The organism is Candidatus Tenderia electrophaga (assembly GCA_001447805.1).
Taxonomy (GTDB): Bacteria; Pseudomonadota; Gammaproteobacteria; order Tenderiales; family Tenderiaceae; genus Tenderia; species Tenderia electrophaga.
The window spans coordinates 3128500-3142253 of sequence record CP013099.1 but is presented as its reverse complement, the minus strand read 5'-3'; the positions used below and the strand labels follow the sequence as shown (position 1 = coordinate 3142253).

Sequence of the window (13754 nt, the reverse complement as noted above, 5' to 3'; positions counted from 1 at the left end):
GTGGATGATTCTTCGGGCTAAGGGCAGGGGATGGTGTAACGCCGGTGGATGGTGTCGATGGCCTCCAGGATTTCGTCAGACAGTGTTAAGGATTCACTGCCGATATTCTGCTCCAGTTGGTCCAGACGGGTGGCGCCGATGATGTTGCTGGTGACGAAAGGGCGCGAGGTGACGAAGGCCAGCGCCAGCTGGGCCGGGGCCAGGCCGTGCGCACGGGCCAGTTCCACATAGGCGCGGGTGGCGGCCGTGCCCTGCGCATTGGTATAACGCTGGAAGCGGTCGAACAGGGTCAGGCGCGCCCCGGCCGGTTTGGTGTCGTCCAGGTACTTGCCGCTCAGCACGCCGAAGCCCAGCGGCGAGTAGGCCAGCAGGCCCACATCTTCGCGTTGGGCGATCTCGGCCAGGCCCACTTCAAAACTGCGGTTGAGCAGGCTATAGGGATTCTGGACGCTCACCACCCGCGGCAGGTCGCGCCGGGCGATCTCCAGACACTGCATTACCCCCCAGGGGGTCTCGTTGGACAGGCCGATGTGGCGGATCTTGCCCGCCTGCACCAGCTCGCCCAATACGCCCAGCACCTCCTCAAAGGGGGTGAACTGTTCCTCGGGCTCGTGGCGGTACCCAAGCTGGCCGAAGAAGTTGGTGCTGCGCTCGGGCCAGTGCAGTTGGTACAGATCGACATAATCGGTCTGCAGCCGTTTCAGGCTGTCATTGAGCGCCGTCTCGATATTGTGACGGTCAAAGCCCAGCTTGCCGCCGCGCAGGTAGGTGAAGCTGGCCGAAGGGCCGGAGACCTTGGTGGCCAGGATTATCTGCGCGCGCTTGCCGCGCGCCTTGAGCCAGCTGCCGATGTATTCCTCGGTACGGCCCTGAGTCTCACCCCGGGGCGGCACGGGATACATCTCGGCGGTGTCGATGAAGTTGATGCCCGCCGCCAGGGCGCGGTCGAGCTGCGCGTGGGCATCATGCGCGCTGTTTTGTTCGCCAAAGGTCATGGTGCCCAGACACAGGGCGCTGACCTGGATGTCGCTGCGGCCGAGTTGGCGGTATTCCATTACCTTGATTTCCTTACAGGGTTGAAAAGACCTTTTCCGCCGCGATCAGGGTGTCCTTGATGTCGCGCTCGCTGTGGGCGGCGGAGACGAAGCCGGCCTCATAGGCGGACGGCGCCAGGTAAATGCCTTCGTTGAGCATGCCGTGGAAGAACAGCTTGAAGCGCTCCACGTCGCACTGGGTGACCTGGTAGAAGTTTTCCACTTTGTCGGCCTCGGAGAAGAACACCCCGAACATGGCGCCGACGTGGTTCTCGGTCATGGGAATGTCGAAGGCCCGGGCGCGCGTCACCAGCCCCTTGGCCAGTTTCTCGGTCCGGCGTCCCAGCTCGTCGTAGAAGCCGGGTTGGGCGATCTCTTCCAGATTGGCCAGTCCGGCGGCCATGGCGACCGGATTGCCGGACAGCGTGCCGGCCTGGTAGATGGGGCCCAGCGGCGCGATCTGTTCCATGATCTCGCGCTTGCCGCCAAAGGCGCCCACCGGCATGCCGCCGCCGATGACCTTGCCGAGACAGGTCAGGTCAGGCGTTACCTTGTAGACCGCCTGGGCGCCGCCCAGGGCAACGCGAAAGCCGGTCATCACCTCGTCGAAGATGAGCACCGTTTCGTATTCATCGCAGATTTCACGCAGTCCTTCGAGGAAGCCGGCCTTGGGCGGCACGCAGTTCATATTGCCGGCCACCGGCTCGACGATGATGCCGGCGATCTGGCCGCCGAGGTGGGCGAAGGTCTCGCGCACCTGATCCAGGTCATTGAAACTCAAGGTAATGGTGTGTTCCGCCAGGGCCACCGGCACGCCGGGGGAGGTAGGCACGCCCAGGGTCAGGGCACCGGAACCGGCCTTTACCAATAAGGAGTCGGCGTGGCCGTGGTAACAGCCCTCGAACTTGACGATCTTGTCGCGGCCGGTGAAGCCGCGCGCCAGGCGGATGGCGCTCATGGTGGCCTCGGTGCCCGAGTTGACCATGCGGATCATCTCCATCGAGGGCATGATCTGGCAGACCTTGTCGGCCATGCGTGTCTCCAGCTCGGTCGGAGCGCCGAAGCTGAGGCCGTTTTGGATGGTCTCCTGCACCGCCGCCAGTACCTTGGGGTGGGCGTGGCCCAGGATCATCGGTCCCCAGGAGGCGACGTAGTCGATGTATTTGTTGCCGTCCGCGTCCCATAGATAAGCGCCTTCACCCTTGGTGAAAAAAATGGGATCGCCGCCGACGCCGCGAAAGGCGCGTACCGGTGAATTGACGCCGCCGGGAATATGGGTCTGGGCGGCTTCGAACAGATCGTGGGAACGGGTCATAGTGCGTCCTTCATGGTTGTTTCTGATGAATCGAATAGTCGGGCATAGTCGCCGGCCGCGCGCCGGATGTCGGGCCGGGCGAAGATGCCCTGAATCACTGCCAACATGTCGGCCCCGGCGGCCACCAAGGGGGCGCCGTTGGCGGGGGTGATGCCGCCGATGGCCGCCACCGGCAGCCCCAGGGCCTGTCTGGCGCGCTTGAGTAGCGTCGCGTGGGCGGGCATGGCATGCGGTTTGGTGGCCGAGGCGAAAAAGGCGCCGAAGGCGACATAGTCCGCGCCGGCATCCCGGGCGGCCTCAGCCCGCGGCCACTCATTGTAACAGGAGACACCGATAATCGCGTCCGGCCCCAGCGTCGCGCGCGCCTGTTCGACGTCACCGTCATCACGGCCGAGATGGACGCCGTCGGCGCCGATTTCGCTGGCGAGGACCACATCGTCATTGATAATGAGGGGAATATTGTGTGTCCGGCACAGGTGCAGCAGTGCCGTCGCCGTGGCTAGACGCCGTGGCCGGTCAGCGCCCTTGTCGCGATATTGGATCAGGCGCGCCCCGCCGGCGATGGCCGCGGCGACGCCTGGATACAGCGCGTCGCCGGGCAACAGCGTGGTATCGGTAATGGCGTAAAGACCGGCCAGCGGGTGCATCAGCCGCCGGTCTCATCGTCGCGGGCCCAGAACAGGCGATTGGGCAGCGATTGGCCCATGCCGATGCGGTAGCCGTGCTTGAGCGCTTCCCAGGTGTATTGCTGGGCTTCGTGGATGGCGGTAAAGGGTTCCAAGCCTTGGGCCAGCAGCCCGGCGATGGTGGCGGCCAGGGTGCAGCCGGAGCCGTGATAGCTCTCCGGCAGACGTTCCCAGGTGAAGGTTTCCAGGCGGCGGTGTTCGGCATAGAGGCGGTTCTCCACCGTCGGTGTATTTTCATGGGTGCCGGTGATGAGCACGAACTCGACGCCCATGTCGAGCAGTTCCTGGGCGCAGGCATCGAGACTGTCGGCCAGCGCCGCCAGCAGACGGGCTTCTTTGCTATTGGGGGTGAGCACCGTGGTCTGGGGCAGCAGCATGCTGATCAGGGCGTCAATAACCTCGGCGTCGGCCAGGCTGCCGCCGCCGCCCCCGGCCAGCACCGGGTCCAGCACCACTGGGATGTGAGGATAATCGATGAGAATGCTGTGAATACTTTCCACATTCTCCACACTGCCCACTACGCCGATCTTGAATGCGGCCACGGGCATGTCTTCCAGCACGGCCCGTGCTTGCTCGACCACCACCGATGGATCCACCGGGTCGAAGCGATAGACCGTGCCGGTGTCCTGAATGGTCAATGCGGTAATCACAGGTGCGGCATGGCAACCCATGCTGGCCAGTGCCTCGATGTCGGCCTGGATACCGGCGCCGCCGGTCGGATCATTGCCCGACAGGGTCATGACGACGGGTACGTGTGCAAGTGAAGTCAAGGCATGTCCTCGAGTGATTCGGTTGGCGTTAGCACAGGTATGGATTCGGAATCGCTGATTTTAACACTATCTCAGCATCGATCCAGGCGCCTGTCGGGGCACGCCCGGATTTGTCACCTTCCGCCTGCTGCAACGGACCGATGGGGCGTTTGCGCGCTCGGCAGAGTGGCGATTATGCCTGCGCGCTTCGGTCGCAGAAGTCGGTTGTGCGGCACCACCCTTGAAGCGTCTCGAAGCACGGTGGTGAGAAGACCGGGCTAGGGGGGGCGACAATCAAGCGGGATGCGCATGTTTGTGGGGGACAAAAAAAGCCAGCCCCAAGGGGCTGGCTCAATTCGGAAACTAATTACTAAAGCTTAGAGTGACAGAACAAAGTCAACCAGCTTTTCGATGTCCGCGTCAGCAACGCGCGGCGAGTAAGGAGGCATGGGGACACCGCCGGTGACGGAGGTCCAGTTGCCTTTGCCGCCCTTCTTGACCTTTTCGATCAGGGCCGCTTTAGCGCCGCTGTCACCTTTGTATTTTTCAGCGACATCTTTCCAGGCCGGCCCGACAACCTTTTTTTCCACACTGTGGCAAGCCAGGCAACCGCTCTTCTTGGCCAGCTCCAGCTCATCGGCGCTTGCTTGACCGATCCCCATCATCATTACTGCCGCAGCAGGAATAGTTAACCAACGTACTTTCATGAGTTTTCCCCTCGTATTTTATTTGTGATAGAAAAACAGCAACGGTGCTGTTTCGTAGACGCGAGACTGTTAAGCGTTCCCCTCCAACAGTACCCCCGTCAAACTTCCAAAACATGTTGCTTAATGAGTTAATTTCCCACCCGTCACAACTGTTCGGTCGAAATGTTATGCCATGCGCCTCCATGGACTGTCAAGGTATAGCAAGATATTGTTTTTTATAGTCTTAGAAAGCGTGAGGATATAAAAAGCGTCAAACATCCTCCTGTTTGTCACGATTTATCGGGTATTCGCCGACGTTGCCGACAAAGGGCAACAACAACAGCCGGTGCAGGTTTTGTAGCTTAGCGTCACGAAACTGATTCAGACCGATGGTCATGCCTTCGTGACCCCATTGCGGCTGGGCGCGGTAGGTGCCGAACAGGCGATCCCAGAGGGAAAGATTGAATCCGTAGTTGCTGTTGGTTTCGCGCTTGATGACGGAATGATGCACGCGATGCATGTCGGGCGTAACGATTAACATCCGTAGTAGTGCATCCACCCGTGCCGGCAGGCGCAGGTTGCCGTGATTGAACATGGAGGTGGCGTTGAGCAGGATCTCAAAAACGATGACCGCCACCACGGGCGGGCCGAGCACGAGAATGGTGGCCATCTTGATCAGCATGGAGAGCAGGATCTCGACGGGATGAAAGCGCAGGCCGGTGGTGACGTCATAATCCATGTCGGCGTGATGCACCATGTGCAGGCGCCACAACAGCGGCACCGAGTGGAACAGCACATGCTGAAAATAGATCACCAGATCCAGCGCCACCACGCTAATGACAAGCGCGGCCCCAAAGGCCAGTTCCATCTGGTTCAGCAAACCCCAGCCCTGTTCCTGCGCCAGTGCGGCCAATCCCACTGCCGCGGTGGGGAACAGCAGACGCAGCAGCAGGGTGTCCACCGCGACCAGACCGAGATTGTTGAGCCAGCGTTTGGGTTTGGCCAGTTGCAGCGGCCGGCGCGGACGTCTGGTCTCCCACAAGGCAATGATGACAAAGACGCCGAGAAAAGCGCTCAGCCGGATTAACAATTCGCTGTTCATTGAAACGGGTCGCGTCAAATAATTAAAACTCTTGTAACACAGCCGTGGCCGCGCTACAATATTAGAGTTCACTTATACAGATCACGGAGGTCGGTAATGAACATCAATCGAGTCACCCGCACCATGGCGGGTACCTTTATCCTGCTCTCCCTGGCCTTGGGCGTCGAGGCCAGCCCGCTCTACCATTCCAGTTATTGGCTTTGGTTTACCGTATTCGTCGGGGCCAACTTGTTTCAAAGCGGCCTGACCAATTGGTGTCTGATGGATAAGATCCTGGCCAAGCTCGGCGTGCCCGAGGCGTCGCGCTGCGCCAAGATCGGCTCGGCTTAAGGTCGGCGCGCCAAATAGCTCATCAGGAATTCGACGATCTCGATGCGGTTATAGGCCTGCTGCAAGGAGGCGCCCCACACGGTAACGCCGTGGTCGCGGATCATCAGCGCCGGGATCTGCGGTGGCTGTGCCTGGAAACGTTGCTGGATTTGGGCTGCGATTTGTGGCACGTCCAGCAGGTTGTCGAACAGCGCCAGACTGGCCTGGGGTTTCTGGTCCCAGAGGCCTAGGCCCTTTAACATTTCCAGTGCCGGTAGGGGCAGGGAATCGGCGTCCGCGCTCACACGCCCGGCGGCCAGGCAGGCCTCCACGGTGTGGACGTGAAAGCAGGCGCGGGCCTCGGGAAAGAGCCCGTAGATACAGCGATGAATGGCGACCTCCGCCGACGGTTTGGCGCTGTCTTTGAAGCGCTGCATGACCTCATCCGACTCGCTGTCGACCAGGATCAGGTCGCTGGGCTCGAGCTGACCCTTAGGCAGACCACTGGCGGTGATCCAGAAACAGTCCGGGCGACTGGCCGAGCGCGCGCTCAAATTGCCGGCAGTACCCGCCATCCAGCCGCGTCCATGGAAGTCGTGCGCCACTTCGCTGAGTGCCTTGCGGGTCGGCATCTGATTCAACAGCATGGTCACGCTTTAACCCTGGCGCGATGTGTTGGGCCGCGGGCGTCGTCGCGGCCCGCCGGTGGGGCTGGTGCCGCCCTTGCCTTGGCTGCGCCGGGCGTGTTTGGGCTTGGCCGTTTTGGCGGGTTTAAGCGCCGGTGCCGGCGCTGCCAGCAATGCCGCATCCACGGGCTCCGAGGGTATCTTCATATCGATGAACTCCTCGATCTCCGGCAGGTGGAAGGCGTAGTCCTCGCAGGCGAAGCTGATGGCCATGCCGGTGGCGCCGGCCCGCGCGGTGCGCCCGATGCGATGCACATAGTCTTCGGCGTTTTGCGGCAGGTCGAAATTGAAGACGTGGCTGATGGCCGGGATATGCAGGCCGCGGGCGGCCACGTCCGTTGCCACCAACACCGGGAGATCACCTTGCTGGAATTCCTCCAGCAGCCGCAGGCGCTTTTTTTGCGGAATGTCACCGGACAGCAGCCCGGCCTTGATCTGGTTGCCCTCGAGGTAGCGCCACACCAGATCGGCATGGCGCTTGGTGTTGACGAAGACGATGCTGCGCGGCGCGGCGGTTTGTTTCAGCAGGCCGATCAGCAGCGGTATCTTCTCGTTGTTGGCGGTGTAATAAACCGCCTGCTCGACCTTGTCGGCGGTAACGGATTCCGCTTCCACCGCAATCACGGTGGGATTGTTCATATGTTCGTAGGCCAGTTCGGTGACGCGAAACGACATGGTGGCAGAAAACAGCATGTTGAGGCGCTTTTCCGGATGCGGCATGCGCCGCAGCAGGAAGCGAATATCGTTGATGAACCCCAGGTCGAACATGCGATCGGCCTCGTCCAGCACCATGGCCTGAATGGCGCGCAGGTTGAAAATCTTCTGTTTGAAGTAATCGATAATACGTCCCGGTGTGCCGATGAGGATGTCCACGCCCGCGCTCAAGTCGTTGCGCTGTTGTTCATAATCGGCGCCGCCGTAGACCAGACCCAGCTTCAGACCGGTGTGTGTGTTGAGTGCGACGGCGTCTTTGTGGATTTGTACCGCCAGCTCGCGCGTGGGTGCCAGGATCAGGGCCCCCGGCTGGTCTTGGCGCCGTTTTTCGATGCTGGACTGGCTCAGCAGGCGATTCATGGTCGCCACCAGGAAGGCGACGGTCTTGCCGGTGCCGGTCTGGGCCTGCCCGGCGACGTCTTGGCCGTCCAGAAGTAGCGGGATGGTCTTGGCCTGGATGGGGGTGCAGTGGCTGTAGCCGGCGTCGCGTATACCGGACTGAAGTGTCTCGACCAGCGGCAGGTCGGCAAAGCGGGTCTCGGATAAGTGGGTATTACTCATGGATTTAATTAGCTCTTTCCCCGTCCTAGGCGTCTGTCGGGCTTGGGATGAACTGGCTGCGGAAGCGGGGGAGCGAGCCTCGCGCCTACCCCCTCGAGCCCGACAATTTCCCAGGGGTTGCAATATTATTCAGTTTGAGCTTGAATTCTACAAGGATTGACCCAAATAAGACACTTGATTCCCAATTGTTTTTATTTCATTTAAGCTAAGTCGGACGAAGTTAAGCCCGATACTGGAGATTGAATTGTGAGTGACAAGATAGTTTATGTAACGGATGCCACGTTCGAGGCCGAGGTGCTGAATGCGGAAGGCCCGGTATTGGTGGATTTTTGGGCGGATTGGTGCGGCCCCTGCAAAATGATCGCCCCCATTCTGGATGAAATTTCCACCGATTATGAAGGCAAAGTCCGCGTCGCCAAGCTCAACATCGACGAGAATCCCGCCACGCCGCCGAAATTTGGTATTCGCGGCATTCCGACCTTGATGCTGTTCAAGAACGGCAATGTCGAAGCCACCAAGGTGGGTGCCGTGTCAAAATCACAATTGACAGCGTTCCTGGATAGCAATATCTAATAAGTCTTGCACCCCGACGCCGCGTCTGATAAAAATGCTGGACGTGGCGTTGTAAAGGTGTTACGTTCATTTAGATAATTAAAGAAAAGCGGCCACAAAACCGCTTCTCGCCCTGAGTTCCCAGAGCCCGCAATGCGCAGCTCGCCCCTTAATTTATTTTAATAAATTCATTCCTCCTTTCAGCACGTTCCGTAAGACAAAACTATTCCAAATCATGAATCTAACCGAACTTAAGAAGAAATCCGCGTCCGAATTAATCGATTTAGCCCAATCACTCGGCCTTGACGGCATGGCGCGCATGCGCAAACAGGAGGTTATCTTCGCCATCCTGAAAAGCCATGCCAAAAAAGGCGAGGCCATTTACGGCGACGGCGTGCTGGAGATTTTGCAGGACGGATTTGGCTTTTTGAGGTCCGCGGACAGTTCCTACATGGCCGGACCCGATGACATCTATGTCTCGCCCAGCCAGATACGGCGCTTTAACCTGCGCACCGGCGACAGTGTATCGGGCAAGATCCGCCCACCCAAGGAGAGTGAGCGTTACTTCGCCCTGCTCAAGGTGGACAAGATCAACTTCGAGCCGCCCGAGAATTCCAAGAACAAGGTGCTGTTTGAAAATCTGACGCCCCTGTTCGCCAACCAGCGGCTTAAGATGGAGCAGGGCAACGGCAGTACCGAAGATCTGACCGCCCGCGTCATCGACCTGGTGGCGCCCACCGGCAAGGGCCAGCGTGCCATGATCGTCTCGCCGCCCAAGGCGGGGAAGACCATGATGATGCAGAACATCGCCCAGTCCATCGCCGCCAGCCACCCCGAATGTTATCTGATTGTCTTGCTCATCGACGAACGCCCCGAAGAGGTCACCGAGATGCAGCGCTCGGTACGCGGCGAGGTGATCTCCAGTACCTTTGATGAACCGGCCAGCCGCCATGTGCAGGTGGCCGAGATGGTCATCGAAAAGGCTAAACGTCTGGTGGAGCACAAGCGCGACGTGGTGATTCTGCTCGACTCCATCACCCGTCTGGCGCGCGCCTATAACACGGTGATACCGTCCTCGGGCAAGGTGCTCACCGGTGGTGTGGATGCCAACGCCTTGCACCGGCCGAAGCGCTTTTTCGGCGCCGCGCGGAATATCGAAGAGGGCGGCAGCCTGACCATCATCGCCACCGCGCTGGTGGAGACCGGCTCACGCATGGATGATGTGATCTATGAGGAGTTCAAGGGTACCGGCAATATGGAGCTGCATCTGGATCGCCGCATCTCCGAAAAACGTATTTATCCCTCCATTAACATCAACCGTTCCGGCACGCGCCGCGAGGAGCAGTTGACCAAGCCGGATGAACTGCAGAAGATGTGGATCCTGCGCAAGCTACTGCATCCCATGGAGGAATTGGCGGCAATGGAGTTCCTGCTCGACAAGCTCAAGGATACCAAGACCAATGACGAGTTCTTCGACTCCATGAAGCGTTAGGTCGGCTCGCGACAGACCGCGATACCACTTAGAAAAGGCCGGGATTACCCGGCCTTTTTTTCTATGGCGTGGTCGGACAGCTCGACGTCGACCGGTTCCGCCTGCCAGATTTCCTGCGCATATTCGCGGATGGTGCGATCGCTGGAGAACTTGCCCATGTTAGCGGTATTCAGAATCGTCTTGCGTGTCCAGCTCTCCTGATCGCGGTAAAGCTCGGCGACCCGTTCCTGACACTCGACATAGGCGGCATAATCGGCCAGTACCATGTAGTTATCGCCGTGCGTGGTGAGGGTATCGATAACGGCCTGAAAGCGGTCGGGTTCAGTGGGTGAAAAATAGCCCGTGGCAATCATGTCCAGGGCCTGTCCCAGTTCCGCGTTGTTGCGATAGTCATCCAGGGGCCGGTAGCCCGCCCGCTTGCGCTCCACTACTTCGTCGGCGGTCATGCCGAAAATAAAAATATTTTCATCGCCCACTTCCTCTTTGATTTCGATGTTGGCGCCGTCCAGCGTGCCGATGGTGAGCGCGCCATTCAGGGCAAACTTCATATTGCCCGTGCCGGAGGCCTCCGTGCCGGCGGTGGAGATCTGTTCCGACAGGTCGCAGGCCGGGATGATCTCTTCCGCCAGCGAGACATTGTAATTGGGCAGAAACACTAGCTTCAGCTGGTTATCCACTGCCGGGTCGTTGTTGACGATGTCGGCCACGTCATTAATCAGTCGGATGATCAGTTTGGCCAGGTGGTAACCGGGCGCCGCCTTGCCGGCGAAGATGACGGTGCGCGGCACGACCCCGTTGTCCGGGCTAAGGCGGATACGGTTATAGAGGGTGATTACATGCAGCACGTTGAGTAGCTGGCGTTTGTATTCATGCATGCGTTTAATGTGGCAGTCGAAAATGGAATCCACATTGACGTCGATGTTGAGGCGCTGTTTGATCAGCCCGGCCAGTTGTTGTTTGTTGTGGCGCTTCACTTCGCGAAACTGCTGCCGGAACGCGTTGTTTTCCGCCAGGGGCATCAATTGCTTGAGCCGGTCCAGGTCAGTCACCCAGGCGTCACCGATATTGGCTGAGATCAGCTGTGCGAGCTGCGGGTTGGCCTGTTTGAGCCAGCGCCGCGGGGTAATGCCGTTGGTCTTGTTGACGATCTTGTCGGGATAAAACCGATCAAAGTCGGCAAAGATCGACTTCTTCATTAGCTCGGTGTGCAGCGCGGCGACCCCATTAACCTTGTGGCTGCCGACCACGGCCAGGTGGGCCATGCGCACGCGTTTGCCGTTGTCCTCGTCGATAATGGACATGCGCCGCAGCAGGGCCGTGTCGCCCGGATAGCGGTGCATCACCTCATTCAGAAAGCGCTGGTTGATTTCGTAAACGATCTGCATGTGGCGCGGCAACAGGTTTTCGATCACCGCCACCGGCCAGGTCTCCAGTGCTTCGGGCAACAGGGTATGGTTGGTATAGGCGAAGGTGCGCCGGGTGATATCCCAGGCCTTGTCCCAAGGCAGGTGATGCTTGTCGATCAGAATGCGCATCAGTTCCGGGATGGCCAGCACCGGATGGGTGTCGTTGAGTTGTATGGCCACCTTGTCCGGTAGGTTGTCGAAACTGTCATGATACTTGCGGTGACGGTAGAGAATATCCTGCAGCGAAGCGCTGACGAAGAAGTACTGCTGCTTTACGCGCAGCTCGCGCCCCATCTCGGTGGAGTCATCGGGATACAGCACCTTGGACAGGTTTTCCGAATCGTTCTTGTCTTCCACCGCCTTGATGTAATCGCCTTGATTGAAGAAGTTCAGATCGAAGTCACGCGACGATTTGGCCGACCACAGGCGCATGTTGTTGACCGTGCTGTTGCCGTAGCCGGGGATGGGCGTGTCGTAGGCCATGGCCATGACCTCGTCGGTGTCCACCCATTGGTAGCGGCGTTCGCCGCTGTCGTCCGGGTAGGTGATCACCCGGCCGTTGAATTTGACCGGGTACAACACTTCGGCGCGGGGAAACTCCCAGGGGTTGCCGTAGCGCAGCCAGTTTTCCGGATGCTCGATTTGCTGACCGTTCTCGATGCGCTGGTTGAACATGCCGTATTCATACCGGATGCCGTAGCCGTAGCCGGGCAGCGCCAGGGTGGCCATGGAATCTAAGAAGCAGGCCGCCAAGCGACCCAGGCCGCCGTTGCCCAAGGCGGCGTCGTTTTCCATCTCGCGCACCTGTTCCAAATCCACGCCGATCTCGCGCAGCGCCGCGCCCAGCTCATCGCTAACGCCCAGGCTCAAGGCGCTGTTGCTCAGGGTGCGGCCGATCATGAATTCCAGCGACAGATAGTAGACGCGCTTGGCGTCCTGGCGGTAGTAGCTGCGCATGGTCTCCATCCAACGCTCCATCAGCCGGTCGCGGATCACCCAGGCGCAGACGTGATACCAGTCGCGCGCGGTGGCGGTGTAGAGGTCTTTGCCGGCGGAATATTCCAGGCGGTTGGCCATGGAGTGTTTTATGGTTTGGCTGTCCAGGCCCAGATAGTCGTACTTGAAGGCGGGCAACTTGCGTTCGTCTTTCATGCGGATCCTCGTGTCCTTGGTAGATAACTCTTTGTTTTTCTGTGGCTAATATCGGAAAGCATCGGTTTGTCCAGTGTAGTCCATAGTTTGGCGGCCGGCCCGAGGTACTCTTTAATATGGCCAAACCTGAACTCCGCTCCGGCACGGCAGTCCTAACGGGGACTTGTGGGAAAAGCGCTTTTTCGGTAAGATGCGCGGCTATTTCTCGGACTGCGCCGGCCCTGGCGCGGATGTAGATTTGCAAAAGAGGTTTTAAGCGATGAAAGCGGATATCCATCCCGCCTATCAAGAAGTTGAAGTGACTTGCAGCTGTGGTGCCACGTTCACCACCCGTTCAACTTTGGGCAAAAATGATCTGCACATTGACGTCTGTGCCAGTTGCCATCCGTTCTTTACCGGCAAGCAGAAGATCGTCGATACCGCGGGTCGTGTAGACAAGTTCCGCCAGAAGTACGGTTTGAAAAAATAAGCGGCTGTATGCTGCGACCGACAGGTCTACTGAAAAGGGCGTTCCTACGGGGCGCCCTTTTTGCATTCTGGTTTGCGTTGCTGGCGCCGGCGCTGGCTTGGGCCGCCGATTGTCTCGCCTTCCGCGCCGATGAGTGGGTGACGCCGGTGTATGTCTACGACGGTGATACCCTCAAGCTCGAGGACGGCCGCAAGCTGCGCCTGCTGGGCATCAACACCCCCGAAATCGGCCGCGACGGCACGCCTTCCGAAGCCTTGGCCCATGAGGCGCGCCAGGCGCTGGTCGATCTAGTGGCGCAGCAACCACGCCTGGCCCTGCGCTACGAGCAACAGCGCCAAGACCGTTACGGCCGTTTGCTGGCCCATGCCTTTCTGTCCGACGGTCGCAATCTGCAACAATTGTTGCTGCAGCGCGGGCTGGCCGCTGCCGTCGCTATCGCGCCCAATCTGGCCAACTTCGACTGCTATCTGGCGGCCGAGGACGGGGCTCAAGGGCAAGGGATCTGGCGGCTGCCCGAGTACCAGGGCATCGCCACCACGGCACTGCCGTCCGATGCCGGCGGCTTCCGGGTGGTGCAGGGCAGGGTGAAACGGGTCGGCGAAAGCCGTCAGGCCTATTGGCTGAACTTTGCGGGCGGGTTTGCGGCGCGTATCGATAAGCGCGATTTGCCCCGCTTTGCCAGGGTGTTGGACGTGGACCAATTGCAGGGGCGGACGCTCAAACTGCGCGGCTGGCTGTATCAGGTGCGGGGCCAGACACGCCTCAACCTGTATCATCCGCGGGCGCTGCAGCTCCTGCCGTCAGGGGCTGGGCCGGTGCTACCGTAAGCGCCGGGAAACCG

At 59.7% G+C, this 13754-nt stretch carries 14 protein-coding genes; 5 read left to right on the top strand and 9 right to left on the bottom strand.

Translation table 11 applies throughout. The features are described from left to right. Window positions 1-17: 17 nt before the first annotated feature. The 6 genes from Tel_14280 to Tel_14255 all read right to left on the bottom strand — a co-directional run bounded on the left by Tel_14280 (window position 18) and on the right by Tel_14255 (window position 5572). A complete protein-coding gene (locus Tel_14280; protein ID ALP54211.1) occupies window positions 18-1055 on the bottom strand; it encodes an aldo/keto reductase in 1038 nt (345 codons plus the stop codon). A gap of 13 nt (window positions 1056-1068) precedes the next feature. Next, entirely contained in the window at window positions 1069-2349 is a 1281-nt protein-coding gene (locus Tel_14275; GenBank protein ID ALP54210.1) for a glutamate-1-semialdehyde aminotransferase, read from the bottom strand. Further along, window positions 2346-2996, bottom strand: coding sequence for a thiamine-phosphate synthase (locus Tel_14270; GenBank protein ALP54209.1), 651 nt, complete (start codon window positions 2994-2996; stop codon window positions 2346-2348). The genes Tel_14275 and Tel_14270 overlap by 4 nt, the downstream gene beginning before the upstream one ends. Then, the gene (locus Tel_14265; protein ID ALP54208.1) at window positions 2996-3775 is read right to left on the bottom strand and encodes a hydroxymethylpyrimidine/phosphomethylpyrimidine kinase; all 780 of its coding nucleotides are present in this window, start codon (window positions 3773-3775) and stop codon (window positions 2996-2998) included. Before Tel_14265 ends, Tel_14270 begins: the two co-directional genes overlap by 1 nt. A 386-nt stretch (window positions 3776-4161) precedes the next feature. Further along, complete coding sequence (locus tag Tel_14260) at window positions 4162-4491, bottom strand: hypothetical protein (protein ID ALP54207.1); 330 nt, start codon at window positions 4489-4491, stop codon at window positions 4162-4164. A 250-nt stretch (window positions 4492-4741) separates the two neighbouring features. After that, window positions 4742-5572, bottom strand: coding sequence for a hypothetical protein (locus Tel_14255; GenBank protein ALP54206.1), 831 nt, complete (start codon window positions 5570-5572; stop codon window positions 4742-4744). Window positions 5573-5668: 96 nt separating this feature from the next. On the opposite strand from Tel_14255, the gene Tel_14250 reads away from it, so the two are divergent. Further along, complete coding sequence (locus Tel_14250; protein ALP54205.1) at window positions 5669-5902, top strand: sulfurtransferase; 234 nt, start codon at window positions 5669-5671, stop codon at window positions 5900-5902. Here Tel_14250 and Tel_14245 read toward each other — a convergent pair. Next, the gene (locus Tel_14245) at window positions 5899-6513 is read right to left on the bottom strand and encodes a hypothetical protein (GenBank protein ID ALP54886.1); all 615 of its coding nucleotides are present in this window, start codon (window positions 6511-6513) and stop codon (window positions 5899-5901) included. The two genes, Tel_14250 and Tel_14245, sit on opposite strands and share 4 nt — an antisense overlap. Before the next feature lie 24 nt (window positions 6514-6537). Beyond that, window positions 6538-7842 (bottom strand): RNA helicase, encoded by a 1305-nt coding sequence (locus Tel_14240; protein ALP54204.1) that lies wholly within the window; start codon window positions 7840-7842, stop codon window positions 6538-6540. A 246-nt stretch (window positions 7843-8088) separates the two neighbouring features. Between Tel_14240 and Tel_14235 the strand changes: the two genes are divergently transcribed. Together Tel_14235 and rho are read left to right on the top strand one after the other, a co-directional pair. After that, entirely contained in the window at window positions 8089-8415 is a 327-nt protein-coding gene (locus tag Tel_14235) for a thioredoxin (GenBank protein ID ALP54203.1), read from the top strand. 214 nt (window positions 8416-8629) lie between these two features. Next, a complete protein-coding gene (gene rho / locus Tel_14230) occupies window positions 8630-9886 on the top strand; it encodes a transcription termination factor Rho (protein ALP54202.1) in 1257 nt (418 codons plus the stop codon). Between the two features lie 44 nt (window positions 9887-9930). Here rho and Tel_14225 read toward each other — a convergent pair whose 3' ends face one another. Next, complete coding sequence (locus Tel_14225; protein ALP54201.1) at window positions 9931-12444, bottom strand: maltodextrin phosphorylase; 2514 nt, start codon at window positions 12442-12444, stop codon at window positions 9931-9933. A 259-nt stretch (window positions 12445-12703) separates the two neighbouring features. Between Tel_14225 and rpmE the strand changes: the two genes are divergently transcribed. Both rpmE and Tel_14215 read left to right on the top strand, forming a co-directional pair. Continuing rightward, complete coding sequence (gene rpmE / locus Tel_14220; GenBank protein ALP54200.1) at window positions 12704-12913, top strand: 50S ribosomal protein L31; 210 nt, start codon at window positions 12704-12706, stop codon at window positions 12911-12913. Window positions 12914-12990: 77 nt separating this feature from the next. After that, the gene (locus tag Tel_14215; protein ALP54199.1) at window positions 12991-13740 is read left to right on the top strand and encodes a hypothetical protein; all 750 of its coding nucleotides are present in this window, start codon (window positions 12991-12993) and stop codon (window positions 13738-13740) included. Window positions 13741-13754: the final 14 nt, after the last annotated feature.

Coding starts and splice junctions, on each gene's coding strand:
- Tel_14250 (ALP54205.1), top strand. CDS start 5,669: ATGAACATCAATCGAGTCACCCGCACCATGGCGGGTACCTTTATCCTG.
- Tel_14240 (ALP54204.1), bottom strand. CDS start 7,842: ATGAGTAATACCCACTTATCCGAGACCCGCTTTGCCGACCTGCCGCTG.
- Tel_14275 (ALP54210.1), bottom strand. CDS start 2,349: ATGACCCGTTCCCACGATCTGTTCGAAGCCGCCCAGACCCATATTCCC.
- Tel_14280 (ALP54211.1), bottom strand. CDS start 1,055: ATGGAATACCGCCAACTCGGCCGCAGCGACATCCAGGTCAGCGCCCTG.
- Tel_14260 (ALP54207.1), bottom strand. CDS start 4,491: ATGAAAGTACGTTGGTTAACTATTCCTGCTGCGGCAGTAATGATGATG.
- Tel_14225 (ALP54201.1), bottom strand. CDS start 12,444: ATGAAAGACGAACGCAAGTTGCCCGCCTTCAAGTACGACTATCTGGGC.
- Tel_14245 (ALP54886.1), bottom strand. CDS start 6,513: ATGCCGACCCGCAAGGCACTCAGCGAAGTGGCGCACGACTTCCATGGA.
- rpmE (ALP54200.1), top strand. CDS start 12,704: ATGAAAGCGGATATCCATCCCGCCTATCAAGAAGTTGAAGTGACTTGC.
- Tel_14265 (ALP54208.1), bottom strand. CDS start 3,775: ATGACCCTGTCGGGCAATGATCCGACCGGCGGCGCCGGTATCCAGGCC.
- rho (ALP54202.1), top strand. CDS start 8,630: ATGAATCTAACCGAACTTAAGAAGAAATCCGCGTCCGAATTAATCGAT.
- Tel_14270 (ALP54209.1), bottom strand. CDS start 2,996: ATGCACCCGCTGGCCGGTCTTTACGCCATTACCGATACCACGCTGTTG.
- Tel_14255 (ALP54206.1), bottom strand. CDS start 5,572: ATGAACAGCGAATTGTTAATCCGGCTGAGCGCTTTTCTCGGCGTCTTT.